At 59.6% G+C, this 15495-nt stretch carries 13 protein-coding genes and 1 pseudogene; 6 read left to right on the top strand and 8 right to left on the bottom strand.

The genetic code is table 11. The annotated features are described in order from the left end of the window. Positions 1–185 precede the first annotated feature (185 nt). From CD58_RS15945 to CD58_RS15955, 3 genes are all read left to right on the top strand, one after another. Positions 186–836, top strand: coding sequence for a response regulator (locus CD58_RS15945; RefSeq protein WP_025213994.1), 651 nt, complete (start codon positions 186–188; stop codon positions 834–836). A 371-nt stretch (positions 837–1207) separates the two neighbouring features. Further along, positions 1208–1723 (top strand): hypothetical protein, encoded by a 516-nt coding sequence (locus CD58_RS15950; RefSeq protein WP_025213995.1) that lies wholly within the window; start codon positions 1208–1210, stop codon positions 1721–1723. 235 nt (positions 1724–1958) lie between these two features. Further along, complete coding sequence (locus tag CD58_RS15955; protein WP_025213996.1) at positions 1959–3593, top strand: hybrid sensor histidine kinase/response regulator; 1635 nt, start codon at positions 1959–1961, stop codon at positions 3591–3593. A gap of 53 nt (positions 3594–3646) precedes the next feature. On the opposite strand, the gene CD58_RS31880 is transcribed toward CD58_RS15955, so the two are convergent. From CD58_RS31880 to CD58_RS15975, 5 genes and pseudogenes are all read right to left on the bottom strand, one after another. Continuing rightward, the gene (locus CD58_RS31880; RefSeq protein ID WP_419178842.1) at positions 3647–4243 is read right to left on the bottom strand and encodes a methyl-accepting chemotaxis protein; all 597 of its coding nucleotides are present in this window, start codon (positions 4241–4243) and stop codon (positions 3647–3649) included. After that, positions 4235–5002: pseudogene (locus CD58_RS31885) on the bottom strand (PAS domain-containing protein); the annotation flags it as partial. The gene CD58_RS31880 and the pseudogene CD58_RS31885, both read right to left, overlap by 9 nt. A 127-nt stretch (positions 5003–5129) precedes the next feature. Continuing rightward, positions 5130–5960 (bottom strand): amidohydrolase family protein, encoded by an 831-nt coding sequence (locus CD58_RS15965; protein ID WP_025213998.1) that lies wholly within the window; start codon positions 5958–5960, stop codon positions 5130–5132. A 24-nt stretch (positions 5961–5984) separates the two neighbouring features. Further along, positions 5985–7277, bottom strand: a complete 1293-nt coding sequence (locus tag CD58_RS15970; protein WP_025213999.1) for an MFS transporter — start codon at positions 7275–7277, stop codon at positions 5985–5987. Positions 7278–7411: 134 nt separating this feature from the next. Further along, on the bottom strand, positions 7412–8143 hold the full coding sequence (locus tag CD58_RS15975; RefSeq protein ID WP_025214000.1) for a GntR family transcriptional regulator: 732 nt from the start codon (positions 8141–8143) through the stop codon (positions 7412–7414). A 258-nt stretch (positions 8144–8401) separates the two neighbouring features. Here CD58_RS15975 and CD58_RS15980 point away from each other — a divergent pair, with 258 nt between their 5' ends. Then, complete coding sequence (locus CD58_RS15980; RefSeq protein ID WP_025214001.1) at positions 8402–10117, top strand: amidase; 1716 nt, start codon at positions 8402–8404, stop codon at positions 10115–10117. 51 nt (positions 10118–10168) lie between these two features. On the opposite strand, the gene CD58_RS15985 is transcribed toward CD58_RS15980, so the two are convergent. Then, on the bottom strand, positions 10169–10834 hold the full coding sequence (locus tag CD58_RS15985; protein ID WP_025214002.1) for a polysaccharide lyase family 7 protein: 666 nt from the start codon (positions 10832–10834) through the stop codon (positions 10169–10171). Between the two features lie 340 nt (positions 10835–11174). Between CD58_RS15985 and CD58_RS15990 the strand changes: the two genes are divergently transcribed. Then, positions 11175–12536, top strand: coding sequence for an OprD family porin (locus CD58_RS15990; protein ID WP_025214003.1), 1362 nt, complete (start codon positions 11175–11177; stop codon positions 12534–12536). Between the two features lie 6 nt (positions 12537–12542). Here CD58_RS15990 and CD58_RS15995 read toward each other — a convergent pair whose 3' ends face one another. Continuing rightward, complete coding sequence (locus CD58_RS15995; protein ID WP_025214004.1) at positions 12543–13397, bottom strand: LysR family transcriptional regulator; 855 nt, start codon at positions 13395–13397, stop codon at positions 12543–12545. A gap of 74 nt (positions 13398–13471) precedes the next feature. Here CD58_RS15995 and CD58_RS16000 point away from each other — a divergent pair, with 74 nt between their 5' ends. Next, positions 13472–14434, top strand: a complete 963-nt coding sequence (locus CD58_RS16000) for a DMT family transporter (RefSeq protein ID WP_025214005.1) — start codon at positions 13472–13474, stop codon at positions 14432–14434. On the opposite strand, the gene CD58_RS16005 is transcribed toward CD58_RS16000, so the two are convergent. After that, positions 14426–15352: a transcriptional regulator GcvA gene (locus CD58_RS16005; RefSeq protein WP_025214006.1), complete on the bottom strand. Its 927-nt coding sequence runs from the start codon at positions 15350–15352 to the stop codon at positions 14426–14428. The two genes, CD58_RS16000 and CD58_RS16005, sit on opposite strands and share 9 nt — an antisense overlap. Positions 15353–15495: the final 143 nt, after the last annotated feature.

Here is a 15495-nt window from a genome sequence, read left to right on the forward strand (position 1 = left end):
GCACACCCACTGCCCACGTCAATGACTCCCCGACCGCCGATCTCAATAGAGCCTGATCGGGATCGCTATTCTTTTCCGTCATATTCATGACGTCAGTCGCGCATAAATGGTTGTTTCAATCGTGAAACCCGCCTTTCCAGTTTAGGTTACGATGAGCGGACGAGAAGATCAGGAGGATCTTGAGCATGACGTGCAGGGTAATAGTGGCAGATGACCACCCACTGTTTCGCGAAGGGATGCTGAAAACCATAGAACGACTTCTCCCGACGGCATCCGTAGAACAAGCCGGCAACCTTAATGAGGTATTGGCGCTCGCCCGGTCGGGCGCGGAAGTCGATTCGCTGATTCTTGATTTGCGCTTCCCCGGCATCCAGTCGCTGCAAGTCATCGGGCATTTGCGCAACGAGTTCAAACGCACCTCGATCATTGTGGTTTCAATGATTGACGACATCGACATTATTTCCCAGGTCATGTCACTGGGGGCAGACGGTTTTATTGGAAAGAATATCGATCCCGCCGGCATCGCCGAAGCCATCATGGCGATTCGCGAAGGCGAAGTGATCGTCAGATATCACTCGGAAAACTCGATCCTGGATGACTTGCAGTCAGCGTCTCTTACCCAACTGACGGCGCGCCAGCGCCAGGTGCTTGGCCTGGTGGCTGATGGCAAGACCAATAAGGAAATCGCCAAGGAACTTGGCATTTCACCTTTCACGGTTCGCATCCATGTTTCAAGCCTGCTCAAAGCACTGGGAGTCCCGACCCGCGCGGCCGCCGCCGCACAACTTTCCCATTTCCCCAGCAGTGACGGCTGGACAGGAAAAAACAAACCGTAGACCCGCTGTGTCTTGCCCACGACGCTCTGTAAAGCGACGGTATAAAAAACACAGGCATGACGGTCGAGAAGTTATATAAAACGTCATCCTCGCCCCCCTATTCAAAGCCATAGCACACTTGTGCTATGGCTTGTGCCAGCTTTTACACTCTACTCTGTGAGTGCTCTATTAAGGCTGACGCGAGCAGTCAAAATACTTAAATGACAATGAGCCAGGCGCCGGGCAGATGACCGCGCGTATCAATGCTTTGTGGCTTGCGGGCCCTATTGGGTTAAACAGTTCGATTGGCTGCGCAACGCTGGGCCAACTTCACCGGTTGTTCGGCTGAAGAATGGAACGGTCCTGAAAACAATAACTCAAGGTAAGTCTCTATGTCCTTCAACTATGGAAAAACACTAAAGAATGGAGTAGCACTGGGCGTGCTGGCTGGGCTCATCAGCGGCTGTACAAACTCGGGCGACTTGATGAATTCCTTGAACTCATTGAATTCCTTGACTGGCTTGAACTCGGACACCAAGAAGTTCGATACCGCTTACCTACAGCAGACGATTTATCCCGGCAAGACAACCAAAAGCCAGATCACCCAGATGTTTGGCGCACCCTCGACCGAAGCGCTCAACTCGACAAGTACCAGTAACGAGTCGAATTGGACTTACGACAAACAAGATGAGGGTCTCAACCGGTATATGAAGTTAGCTAACAAATATGTATCGGACGAGACACGCCTGAAGTTGTATGACACCTCGGCACAACTAGCCAAAGTGCAAAAAGTGGCCAATGACGTAAGCAGTGCAACCGGCACCAAGACGTCCCAGGGCCAAGCCCAGGGGTCAGTATTGACGATCTATTTCGTCGACGACGTGGTGAAATATTACCGAGTCTACTGAGCTCCATGGCCCTCCACCGGTTCGGCTTGCCCGCTGGCCTGAACAGGCCTCGTGGTTAGCCGAATCGGCTTGATCCGCTCGCTCCAGGTAGCTCCGCTCACCGCCCTCCTGTGCGGGCCTCTGCACAATCCTTCCAGCCGCGACTTCATTTATCAAAGGGAGCGTCAAAAGGCCAGGCAACTACACTCGCATTGCACGAAGCCCAGCATCTCCCCGATCATGAGGTTGAAGGTCAGTGGAAAAGAACAGCGAACTCAATCAGGCCACAGTACGCCTGATCGTCAGCGCCTGTGCGCTGTTGTATATCATCGTCCTGGCCAGCATCGAGACCGATGACGCCGCTGCCTACACGCCGATCATCATTTACATCGTGGCGTTCATCATTGCGTCGGTGCTCCTGCGCTCTCTCATCCAGCGCAAGCCGGGGCACTTCTTCTGGCGACGCCTTTTCACCATGCTTCATGACTATGCCGGCATCGCTTTTGCCATGGTGCTGGGGGGTGAAAGCGCACTGCCCATTTACGCAGCACTGCTCTGGGTGACGTTGGGCAACGGCGTGCGTTTCGGTTCCCGCTACCTGGCACTGGCGACCGCCATCGCACTGTCGGTACTGGTGCTGATTTTCTGGCTCAATCCATTCTGGCGGACCCAGCCCTACCTGTTCCTGATGCTAATCGTGACCACCATCGTGGTGCCGGCCTATGCGCATACTCTGCTCAAGCGCACGCGGATTGCCTCCGAGGAGGCAATCATGGCCATCCAGGAGAAATCACGCTTCCTGGCCCAGGCCAGCCATGACCTGCGCCAACCGATCCACTCCATCGGCCTGTTCACCGCCTGCTTGCGTGATGCCAAGCTCGGCCCGGAGGAGTTGCGGTTGGTGGACAACATTGACCGTTCGCTGCACACCGTGTCACAGCTGTTTCGCTCGATCCTCGATATCTACACTCTGGACCACGGCAAACTGGTGCCGCAGGCAGACACGATTCACTTGGGCGCGCTGCTGCAGGACGTCGTCAGACAGAACACCGAGGCGGCACGCTGGGCGGGGGTTGAGCTACGCTTGCGCGCCAGCCCTTACTGGGTAAACGTCAATCCCGGGTTATTGACCACCATGGTCCAGAACCTGCTGTCCAACGCACTCAAATATGCCCCGGGCCAACCGGTACTCATCGGTGTACGTCGCCAGCGCGGTGGCTTGGCCGTGGTGATTTACGACAAGGGGCGTGGTATCGCCGCCGAACATTTGCCCGAGGTGTTCAAGGAGTTTTATCGGGTGCGTCATGTACGCGACAAAGATGTCGAAGGCCTGGGTCTTGGGCTGTCCATCGTCAAGCGCATCAGCCAGTTACTCGAGGTTGATGTGCACATCGATTCCAGGGTCGGACGGGGCACCAAGGTGGCGATCAGCGGCCTGGAGCAAGCAACGCCAAGGGTCACGACGCCCAAGCTGAAGACGGTCCACAGCCGCCTGAACGGATTGCGGGTGTGCCTGGTAGAAGACGATGCCAATGTCTTGATGGCCACCTCGGTGCTGCTGGAAAAATGGGGTTGCGAGGTGCAAACCCACAGCGACGGCCAAGGGTTGACCAGCGATTGCGACATCATCATCGCCGACTTCGACCTGGGCACGAAGGTTTCTGGCTCCGAGTGCATTGCGGTCATACGCGAGCAACGCGGCTGGGAAGTCCCGGCGCTGGTCATTACCGGGCATGAAATAGCGCGGATACGCGAGTCACTGCAAAGCCTGAATATCTCGGTCCTGGCCAAGCCGGTGCGACCGCCGGAACTGCGCGCGGTATTGCTGGAGTTGGTCAAGGCAGATGGATCCTGGGGGCGGCTCGACGTTTCAAAAATCCCCGCCAACTGACCCAGCGTTTTCACGAGCAACCCGCTCCCAAAGGGGAGCGGATTTCAACCGTCTCAGCCGACCCAGCCGATCGCTGTCTTCGGTATCACCTCGGACTCATCGAGCTTGGAAGCGAACATGCTCACCGCTTCGAGTGCATCGGTCGTCCCCGCCCGGATCTGCAGGATGACCGAGCCCGCCTGATCTGCCAGCGTGACCCCACGGAGTGCGCCTTCATGGGTGACGTTCATGCTCGCGACGGCTTCCCGGGTCTCTGAAAGAATCATGCCGATCATCTCGGCGATCTCGGCGGTCGAACGGCTTGTCCGCCCTGCCAGTTGCCGAACTTCGTCGGCGACCACCGCAAAGCCCCGGCCCTGGTCCCCTGCCCGTGCGGCCTCGATTGCCGCGTTAAGCGCCAGCAGGTTGGTCTGGTCGGCGATACCGCGAATGGTGTTGACGATGGCCGTGATTTCTTCGGAACGAGCCCCCAACTGCCCAACCAAACGCCCGGACGCCCCGATGTTGTCGGCGATCTGGCGCATTTCCTTGGCCGTCTGCTGGATAACCTGCGCGCCCTGTTCGGCGACTTTCTCGGTCTCGGAGGAGATGTGGTAGGCACGTGAGGCGCCGCGTGAATCTTCTTCGAACTTCTCGACTCGCTCGGTGATGTCACTGGCGAACTTGACGATCTTGCTCAGCTTGCCTTCGGCATCGTAGACCGGGTTGTAGCTGGCCTCCAGCCAAACGACCTTGCCGTGTTTGCCGAGACGCTTGAATTGCCCGCTGAAGAACTCACCGTTATTAAGGCGACGCCAGAAATCGCTGTACTCGGAACTGCTGACCAGGTTCGGCTCGCAAAACATCCGGTGGTGTTTGCCCTTGATCTCGGCCAGAGAGTAATTCAGGGTGCCAAGGAAGTTATCGTTTGCAGTCAGGACGTTACCGTTCAAATCGAATTCAATCACTGCCATCGCACGATCAAGCGCTGCCAATTTGCCCCGTGTTTCTGCCTCGCTGACGACCCGAGCGGTGACGTCGAGGGCGTACTTGACGACTTTGTCTACGCGGCCTTGCTCGTCCATCACAGGGTTATAACTGGCCTCAAGCCAAACGTTCTGCCCCTGCGAGGTGCGTCGCTGAAAAGTGCCGGAAACGAATTGGCCGGCCCGCAGGCGGCTCCAGAATTCGCGGTATTCGGCGCTGCCTGTCAGCGCGGGGGTACAGAAATCCCGATGGGACAGCCCCGCCAATTGCTCGGCGCGGTAACCCATGGTTTTCAAGAAATTTTCGTTGGCCCTCAGCACCTTGCCGTCCGGGCTGAACTCAATCACGGCCATCGACCGTTCAAGAGCGCCGACTAATCCCTTGTATGTTGCCAATTCGGCTGTCTTAGCCGTCAGTTCATCTTTTAGAGTTTTATTAAACATGACGTACCCTCGGAACCCGGAAATCAATCGGACCTATAGGGCTATCGGCTGTCAGGTGGAGCACTTGATGTGGCATGGGGTAAATATGTTTTGACGTCGATAAACGGTGCCCAGACAGCCTCCCCATTCAAAACCCGAACAATGAACGGGGGGTGTCTACCAGCACTGCCCGCAGGAGCGGCGCCGAGCACTGCAAGGCTTGCAACTGCGCCATCACCGTATCGAAACCGACATGTCCTTCATGCTGCGTATGCGGCCAGTCGCTGCCCCACACCAAGCGACGAGGACCGAAACTCTGCTCCAGCAGGGGCAATGCGGCGCGGGCGAATGCCAGATTCTGTTGGTCCGTCCCGGCCAATCGATAAATGCCAGAAACCTTAATCCACACTTGCCCGCTCAGGCCCAGCTCCATCAACTCGGCAAAGCCAGGTTGATCGGTGCCCAAACGCGCATCGGGACGGCCGAAGTGGTCGACCACGAGCTTGACGCCAAATGACATCAGTTGCCGAATCAGTCCCGGCAGATCCGGCGCTTGGCGGTGCAATTCGACGTGCCAGTCCAAGTCAGCGATGTGGCCGAAAAAGTCGCGCCAGGCCGCGTCGCGAAAATCAGGCAGGGCTTTGCCCATCAGATTCAGTCGAACGCCAACCACCCCCAGTCGGGCCATGTCGTCCAACACGACACGGCTGACGTCTCGCTCCAGCACCACGACGCCGCGCAATTGCTCCGGAGCCTGCCGCAATGCCGCCAGCAGGTAGCTGTTATCGGTGCCGAGAAAGCTTGGCTGCACCAATACACCATGGCTCAGGCCGTGGGTTTGCAAGTGCTTCAGGTACTGCGTGAGCGTGGCGTCATAACCGGGGGTATAACGCCGTGCTGCGGCCAGCTTTAGCTCGCGACTGAACACATGAGCGTGGGAATCGATGCCGGTGATCGGCGTAGAACAGGTATCAGGCATGGGTTTCATCTATCAAAGTGAAGATCATAAGGCTCGGGCGCTCTCGGTCCCGCTGGCAGAAGCCTGCACCGATGCAGGCGAGGCTTCGAGGCTGCGACCTCGGGTTTCCGGCAGGCACAGTGCCGCGAGCACGGCCACGCCGTAGGCGATCCCGGCATCGATGCCAATGGCCGATCCCAGGGACATCGAATCACTCATGTGCCCCACCAGGAATGGAAACACCGCCGAAAGCACACGACCGAAGTTGTAGCAGAAGCCGACACCGGCGCCGCGTACGTCCGCCGGGTACAACTCGTTGAACAGCGCGCCCAGGCTCGCCGGGATCCCGGCCGCGAAGAAGCCGAGCGGGAACCCCAGGAACAGCATCTGGGTATTGCTCAGAGGCAGGAACACGTAGCACTGCACGGTCACGACGCAGCACAACGCGAACAACACGATGTTTTTGCGCCGGCCAATGCGATCGATCATAAAGCCACTGACCACGCAGCCACACCAGAACGCGAAGATGATGACCGCCAGGTAGCCGCCGGAGTTCAGCACCGACAGGTTCCGCTCGGTTTTAAGGAACGTTGGCAGCCAGGTCATCACCGCGTGGTAACCACCGTGTGCCCCCAGGCCCAACAATCCGCCAAACAACGTGACGCGGATCAGCTCGGGGCGAAAGATACCGCCCAGGGATTTGAAAAAACTCTGCGGGATGGCTTGTTCTTTTTTCAGGCGCTGGTAACTGTCGGGCTCTTCAACGTTGCGCCGCACCCAGATGATCAGGAACGACGGCAGCAGGCCCACGATGAACATCACCCGCCAGGCCATGTCTTGCGGCACCAGGGAATAGATCAACGTGAAAACGCCGACTGCCAGCCCCCAACCCACCGCCCAGGCACTTTGCACGGTGCCCATGACCTTGCCGCGGTATTTAGGATTGATGGTCTCGGCCATCAATACCGCACCGGCAGCCCACTCCCCACCGATCCCGAAACCCTGCAAGGCCTTGACGATCAACAGTTGGTGGAAGCCGGTGACGAATGCAGACAGGAAGGTGAAGCACGAGAACCAGAGGATCATCCACTGCAACGTGCGCACCCGACCGTAGCGATCCGACAGCGTCCCGCCAACCCAACCGCCAAGGGCCGAGGTCACCAGGGTGACGCCGCTGATCAGCCCCGCATCGCCCTTGCTCAAGGCGAACGCGGCAATCAGTGCCGGTATCGCCAGGCCGAACATCTGCACTTCCAGGGCGTCGAGTGACCATCCGCCGAAACAGGCCCAAAACGTTTTGCGCTCCCGCGCAGTGACTTGGCGATACCAACTGAACATGTTTTTTATCCTTGTAGGTGAAACGAAAGGCAGCCGAGAGCGAACCGCGCCGCCGCAGGGCCAGTCAGGGCAAACAAAACGATAAAGACAGCGGCGACCGACTCGCCGCTGTACGCCGCGCTAATCCACCCGGATCAGCGGATTTCCACGCTGTAGCGGAAATGCTCGGCACGCCCGCGAGAGCGTCGCCACTCCAGCGGGGTGCCGGCGTAGTCCCGCGCCAGGCGCTCGATCACCACCACCGGGCTGTTTACCGGTACACGGAGCAATCGTGCGTGCACCTCATTCACCGATTCAGCGGTGAGGGTTTCTTCGGCATAGGCAACCACCTGACCGCAGGTTTCTTCGTAGATGGGGTAGAGCAAGGGCCCTTTTTGGCTCAGGTCGATCTCGAGCAACGGTTGAAAGCGGCTGCGCGGCAGCCAGATCTCTTCGGCGAGCACCGGTTCCACGTCCAGCAGACGCACCCGAACGATGCGAATCACCGGGGCGTCGGGCGCCAGTCCCAACGCCTGGGCCACCGCCGAGGGCGCAGGCACGGGCTCGATCGACAAGATGCGGCTCTCCGGCACCCGGCGCTCACCCGCAGCGGTTTGAAAGCGGAAAAAACGAAACAGTGAGGATTGGAACTGCGGCCGGCGAACGAAAGTGCCACGGCCTTGCTGACGCTCCAGGACGCCCTCGCTGACCAATGCATCGATCGCCTTGCGCACAGTGCCGGTAGACAGTTGGTGCTCGGCCGACAGCGCAGCCTCGGTGGGAATCGCCTCCCCCGGACGCCAGCGATTGTTGGCAATCTGTTCGGCCAATTGGTCGCGCAAACGTTGGTAAAGCGGCAAGCGGACATCACTGGAGAGAGATTTCATCGACCTTATTCACCTTGTTATCTAGTCATCTATATGAATAGTTGTGACGAGTATTTGTCGAGGCTCGACGGTTGTCAAGAATGCCTGGATGTCTCGTTGACGAATGGGTGAAGAATCCATTTCAACGCAGTACCCGGATGGACCCTCGGAGTGCGGACGTAGTACATTGGACAAAAGCCGATAAATATCCGCTTTCCGAGTCAGGACCTGATGTTTGAACGGCCTGCACTGTCATCCCTTTGCCGCGACGGTAATAGCATGATCGAAATCACCGAAGTCTCCATTGCCCAACTGCGTGCGGCCCTCGATTCCGGCCAGACGACTGCGGTAGAGCTGGTCCAGGCCTATCTCGCCAGGATCGATGCGTACGACGGGCCGGACACGCCCACAGCCCTCAACGCGGTGGTGGTTCGCAACCCTGATGCACTCAAGGAAGCGCAGGCATCCGATGCCCGGCGGGCCAGCGGCCAGACGCTGGGGCCGCTCGACGGCATTCCCTATACCGCCAAGGACAGTTATCTGGTCAAGGGCCTCACCGCCGCTTCCGGAAGTCCGGCGTTCAAGGACCTGGTTGCCTATCGCGATGCGTTCACGATCGAGCGGCTGCGCGCCGCCGGGGCGATTTGCCTGGGCAAGACCAATATGCCGCCCATGGCCAATGGCGGCATGCAACGCGGGGTGTATGGCCGTGCGGAGAGCCCATATAACGGCGACTATCTCACGGCGCCTTTTGCCTCGGGCTCCTCGAACGGTGCGGGTACCGCCACCGCGGCCAGTTTTGCGGCGTTCGGCCTCGCGGAAGAAACCTGGTCGAGCGGACGCGGCCCGGCATCGAACAACGGGCTGTGCGCCTACACGCCTTCGCGCGGCGTGATCTCCGTGCGAGGCAACTGGCCGTTGACCCCGACAATGGACGTAGTCGTGCCCTTCGCCAGGACCATGGCCGACCTGCTCGAGGTGCTGGACGTGGTGGTGGCGAATGACCCTGAGACGCGGGGAGACTTGTGGCGCCTGCAACCCTGGGTGCCCATCCCCAGTGTCGAGTCGGTGCGTCCCGTCTCGTATCCAGGCCTGGCTAGCAGCCCTGCTGGACTGGCCGGCATTCGGTTCGGCGTTCCTCGCATGTACATCAATGCCGATCCCGATGCGGGTACGGCGGATGCGCCCGGCATCGGCGGTCCGACGGGACAGCGAATCATCACCCGCCCCTCGGTGATCGCCCTTTGGGAGCAGGCCCGCCAGGCCCTCCAAACCTGTGGCGCCGAAGTGGTCGAGGTGGATTTCCCGCTGGTCTCCAACTGTGAAGGTGATCGCCCTGGCGCACCGACCGTGTTCACCCGTGGTCTGGTTTCCAAGGAATTCCTGCACCATGAGTTGTGGGACCTGTCGGCCTGGGCCTTCGATGATTTCCTGCGGGCCAACGGTGATCCGAAACTGAATCGCCTGGCCGACGTCGACGGACCGAAGATCTTCCCCCACGACCCCGGCACCCTGCCCAACCGCGAGGACGATCTCGCCGCTGGTATGGATGAGTACGTGAAGATGGCCGAGCGCGGCATCACCCCTTGGGACCAAATCCCCACCCTGCCCGACGGACTGCGCGGCCTTGAACAGACACGTCGAGTCGACCTTGAAGACTGGATGGACCGGCTTGGCCTCGATGCCGTGATCTTCCCGACTGTCGCCGACGTCGGGCCGGCGGACGCCGATATCAATCCAGCATCTGCCGATATCGCCTGGAGCAATGGGGTCTGGGTCGCCAATGGCAACCTCGCCATCCGGCACCTCGGCGTACCCACCGTAACGGTGCCGATGGGCGTCATGGCAGACATCGGCATGCCCGTCGGCCTGACGTTTGCCGGGCGAGCCTATGACGATTCGACGTTGCTGCGCCTGGCTTCGGCGTTTGAGTCGATGGGTTCCAAGCGGTTGGTCCCGCCTCGGACGCCGCCGCTGTCAACTGTCGGGAAATAAATCGCGATCCCGATCCGGGAGCTTGCCGATACCAGGCAAGCTCCCATCGACCTAGCGCGTCCGATGGCCGACCTCCAACCGGCTGAAGGTGACCTGGGCGCCTTCGCTTTTATAGCCGGTATTGTCCAGGGCGTAGGCGCCCGCCTTGAAATACAGCAGCTTGTTCTTCCAGCTGGAGCTCAGCTGCTTGCCCCATTGATTCCCCTGGGCACTGACCTTCAAATAGCCGGCCGGGCTCAAGCGCACTTCGTAGGATAATTTCTGTTTCAGGTCCACCCCCTCGGCGATGACAACAGTCCTGTCGGCACTGTTGGGCTTGAGGCGATAGTTCACCACCACCCTGCCGGTTTTCTTCGGTGGATCGTAAAGGTATTCAACTTTTAGCAGCGGGCCCTTGCCTTGATAGATATGTATCTGCCCGATAACAATCCGGCCCTCGGAAGGCATCTGATTGACGATCAGGCTCGCTGAAAGCCGATGCTCTGCTTCGGGATAGGTCCAATTCCGCAGCCGCCCGTCTCGGTATGTCTCCCGAAGCTCACTGCGGGGGAATTCGGATTTGGAAGTCGTCGAGCCCGTCACCGGTGCCCAGAAAAACAAGGTGTTGCCGGACCGAAAATACTTGTCGGAGTAGCCCTTCACCAGCCGCGGGGTTTCAATCACCTTCGCGGGGGCGCCTTCAGGAATCGTCAGATTCCAGGATGACAGATCAATCATGTAGTGAACTCCTTGGCCTCGCGCCAGAATTGATGGAGCTGTGTACAGATCAACCCAGGCTACTCCTCCAAGCCCCGATGTCCACGCCGTCCATCACATCGCCCTTGGCGCACGACGACAGGTGCCTTGCACCCGCCTGCGCAGATAAGCGCAATTAACAACGTTTAACTCGCACGTCCCGCCCCCCTCCATCAAGAATGCAGCCCTGTCAGACCTATTGCCTGAAGCTGGAAACCGCGCCCAGCGCGCGGTGCGCCAGCGCCTATTTCACTGAGACACAACGTTGCCACGGTTCATGCATCGCACACGTTTGTGTCACTTCACACGCGGAAATTGAAGCATGCTGTTTGCATCAAGACACCTCACCGCCCCGGGACACGCACCCTCCTCCCTGAAACCCGTTTGGCTACTTGTGATACTCAGCGGCAGCACCGCACCAGCAATGGCGGCAGAAATCCCACAAAGCGCTCCCGGCTTGCTCGAGGGCGCAAGGCTTGAGGTACTCAGCCGCAACTTCTACCTCAACAATGACTATCGCTCACCGACACCGGCGGGCAAAAGCTACAAACAGGAATGGACCCAAGGCTTCATCGCCTCGTTCGAGTCCGGCTTCACCCCGGGCACGATCGGCGTGGGTGTCGATGCCCATGGGTTCCTGGGTTTGAAGCTGGACGGCGGCAAGGGGCATTCAGGGACGGGCTTATTGCCGTTGAATGATGATGGGCGAAGCGAAGAGGGTTACTCCAGCGCTGGCGGCGCGCTGAAACTCAAGGCCTCACGGACCACCCTGGCGGTCGGCGAAATGACGGTAGAGAGCCCGGTATTCGACACAGCAGACAAGCGCCTGCAACCGGAATACGCCAGCGGCCTGCTGCTCTGCAGCCGAGAATTCGACGGGGTCGATTTGCAGGCGGGCCACTTCAGTGCGTTCAAGAATCAGGACGCCTCGACCGGCAAGGGTGACTTTTCCGGTTACGGGGCGACAACGCGCAACGGCGCCATCGACTTCATCGGCGCCGACCTGTTCACCGGCCAAACCCTGGGCGGTGCGCTCTATGCCAGCCAGCTGAGCGATACCTGGCGTCAGTACTATGCCAACCTGCACACCACCCTTGGCGACCTGTTCCTCGATGGCAACCTGTACCGAACCCGCGACCAAGGCAAGGCCAGCGCCGGGGCCATCGACACCACAGCCTATAGCCTGCTCGGTAAATATCGGATCAATGCCCAGGCGTTCACCCTGGCCTATCAGAAAATCAACGGCGACACGCCCTTCGATTTCGTCGGTGGCGATTCCATCTACCTGGCCAACTCGATCAAATACGCCGACTTCAACGGCCCGGGCGAGCGCTCCTGGCAAGCACGCTACGACCTCGACCTGGGCGCATTGGGCATTCCCGGCCTGAACTTCATGGCCCGCTATGTGACTGGTCGCGGCATAGACGGCAACCATGCCCCACAAGGCGGTGCCTACAACCCGTTCGATGCGGACACTGGCACCTACCGTTCGGCGCAAGGGGACGGCGGACGTCATTGGGAGCGTGACCTGGACCTGCATTACATTGTGCAATCAGGCCCGGCCAAGGACCTGTCGTTGCAACTGTCCCACGTCACCCACCGCGCCAACAGCAGCCAGGGCGGCGATGACATCGACCGGCTGTACATCGTCATCCAGTACCCGCTCAAACTGGGGCCATTCTGACGCTGCCTACAGGCGAAAATACTGCTGCATGGCACGGGAAAGCAGGTTCACCGCTTCATCGGTGCGTGACGCTTGGGAGCGGATGAACACCACCTCGTGCTCTGGAATGGCTGGCAGGTGTTCGAGGATCTGCATGGTGTCCGTCACCCGGGCGCGGTCTATCAGACTGATCGCCAGACCGGCCTCCACACAAGCCTTGACGGCCTGGTTGGAGGGGCTTTCCAAGACGATGCGTATACGCCGACCGCTATGCCTCAGCGCCTCCAGCATGGCCTGACGATAAGGGCACTGTGCCGCATGCACCGCCAACGGCAGGGGTTCCATCGAAGCCACGGCGGGGTTGATCGGCCCCACCCAGACGGGCGTGGTGGAAACCAGCACGTGCGCCTCGGCATCCGGCACGCCCTTGGGCTGGGCGATGACCGCCGCCTGGAGTTTGCCGCGCCGGACCAGCTCACGTAGCGCATAGCTTGGCGCGGTCTTGAGCTCCAGCACCACGTTTGGCCACGCGTCCGCGAAGGTCGGGAGGATGTCGCGGATGACATGGTCGGCGTATTCATCCGGCACCCCCAAGGTGATGCGTCCCGCCAGACGGGTTCCGTGCAGGTCGGCCAGCACCCGATCATGGGTGCTGAGCAGCTCCGTCGTCGACACGAGCAAGCGCTTGCCCAGGGCGGTCAGGGAAACCGACTGATTATCCCGATTGAGCAAGCGCCCCCCGGCGACCGCTTCCAGCCGCTGTATGTGCACGCTCACCGCCGCCGGGCTTTTGTGCAGTTGTTCTGCCGCCGCACTGAATTTGCCGATTCGCGCCACGGCGTGAAACGTACGGATCAGATCGATATCGAGGATGGCCGTCATGATTCAATCTTCGTGAATGACTGATGCAATCTATTTTGATTTATTAGATTACGCCGCTTTCGTAGTCTGGGGTCATGAACCCGACCAAATCGATTTCCTGCACTTCCCTCTCCCGCCCCAACTGGCGCCAGCTCGTTGCGCTGCCCTTGCTTGAAGCGGCATTGCTGCTGACCTGGAGTTCCGGGTTCATCGGCGCGCGGTTCTCCCTCGACTACGCACCGGCGTTGCTGGTGGTGTTCTGGCGCTGCGTCGTGGTCACGCTCATTCTGTTTCCCTTCGTTGCCAGGCAACTGTGGCGCACGTCATTTGCAGTGCTGCTGAAAAATGCCGGCATCGGCCTCCTGGCCATGGCGGGTTATCTGGCCGGCATCACCCAAGGCATCGCTCTGGGGGTACCGGCTGGCCTGGCCGCGCTTTTCGCTGACCTGCTGCCGTTGGGCCTGGCGCTGTTGGCCGCGGGTGTCCTGCGACAGCGACTGGCCTGGCAGGTCTGGGCAGGCTTGGTCATCGGCCTGCTCGGCGTCGTACTGGTGACCCAGGGCGCACTGGCGTGGGGCAATGCACCTTGGTGGGCCTATGGCCTGCCGCTGCTGGGCATGCTTTCCCTCGCCGTCGCGACACTGTGGCAGAAGTACCTGCTCCCTTCGCAATCGCTGGGCTTGCTGCCCAACCTGTGGCTGCAATGTTGTGTGTCGGGCTTCGCGTTCGCCCTGGTCGAGGGGAGTCAGGGCAGCCTGGCGCCGATACCCAGCAGCGGTTTTGCATTGAGCGTCTTGTGGACGGCGGGATTGTCCACGATGGGCGGATATGGACTCTATTGGCTGTGCCTGCGTCGCTCGACAGCCACCCGAGTCGCCAGCGTCCTGTACCTCAGCCCGCCCATTACGATGCTCTGGGCGTGGGCCATGTTCAACGAACCGCTGTCATGGCAAATGGCGGCGGGCATGGCGGTGTCCGGCGTCGGAATCTGGATCGTCGTACGCACGGAAGCCCGCCAGGCTCAGCGGCGAGAGGCAGGCTCTTTCGAATCAACCTAGCACTTCGTTGATGCTCGGTGTGTCCGAGTGATTCACCAAATCCATCAACCAGGTCCTGAACGCCTGCACTTTTTTCGAGTGGGCCAATTCAAGCGGTGTCACGAGATAAAAGCCGAGATCAGACTGCAACCTCAGATTAAATGGCGCGACCAACCGACCCGCTTTCAGATCATCATCGACGTAGCTCGAGCGTCCAATGCAAACACCCAAACCGTCGATGGCAGACTGCACGGCCATCATTGCCAGGTCAAACGTCAGCCGTGAGCCTTCGGCCAATTTTTTCGGTTGTCCCGCGGCACTCAACCAATCACTCCAGTCGTTGTGGGTCATCCCACTGACCTGCAGCAATGTCTGATTGGCCAGTTCAGCCGGGCTTTTCAAGCCCTTGGGGCCTTCCAGCAGCTTGGGGCTGCACACCGGGAAAACCTCATCGGACATTAGCCAATCAGCGCGCAACCCCTTCCAGTCGCCAAAACCGTAACGAATCGCCGCGTCAATGCCACCCTTACGCAAGTCCACCAGTTCGGTGGAAGCGCTCACGCGCACGTCAATATGGGGAAATGCATCCTGGAAAGACGCCAGTCGAGGCAACAACCATTTGGAGGCCAGGGAAACCAGCGTACTGATCGTCAATACACTGTTGTTGCAGGTTTCCAGCAGCTGTTCAGTGGAGTACCGAATCTCATGAAAGGCCGAACGGATTCCGGGCAAATACGCCTGGCCTTCACTTGTCAGGGCCAGGCCGTCCTTGTGTCGCAAGAACAACCGGACGCCTAGCTCATCTTCGAGCCGACGAATTTGATGACTGATGGCTGTTTGCGTGACGTTCAACTCTTCTGCGGCCTTGGTAAAACTCATGTGCCGAGCAGCCGACTCGAACGCTTTCAAGCCATTGAGGGAGGGAATTCTGGCGGCCATATGACTTCGCGGTGCTCATGAGATTTTGTCATAAGCTAGCACTCAATAAGTCCTTTGCGAAAGGCGCCCGCCCTGACGGATGCTAGCGCCGCGGCCAACAACGGTGCGCTGTTGAACGTGTGACTGCATCGATACCTGAGGAG

It is taken from the genome of Pseudomonas brassicacearum, assembly GCF_000585995.1.
In the GTDB taxonomy this organism is placed as follows: Bacteria; Pseudomonadota; Gammaproteobacteria; order Pseudomonadales; family Pseudomonadaceae; genus Aquipseudomonas; species Aquipseudomonas brassicacearum_A.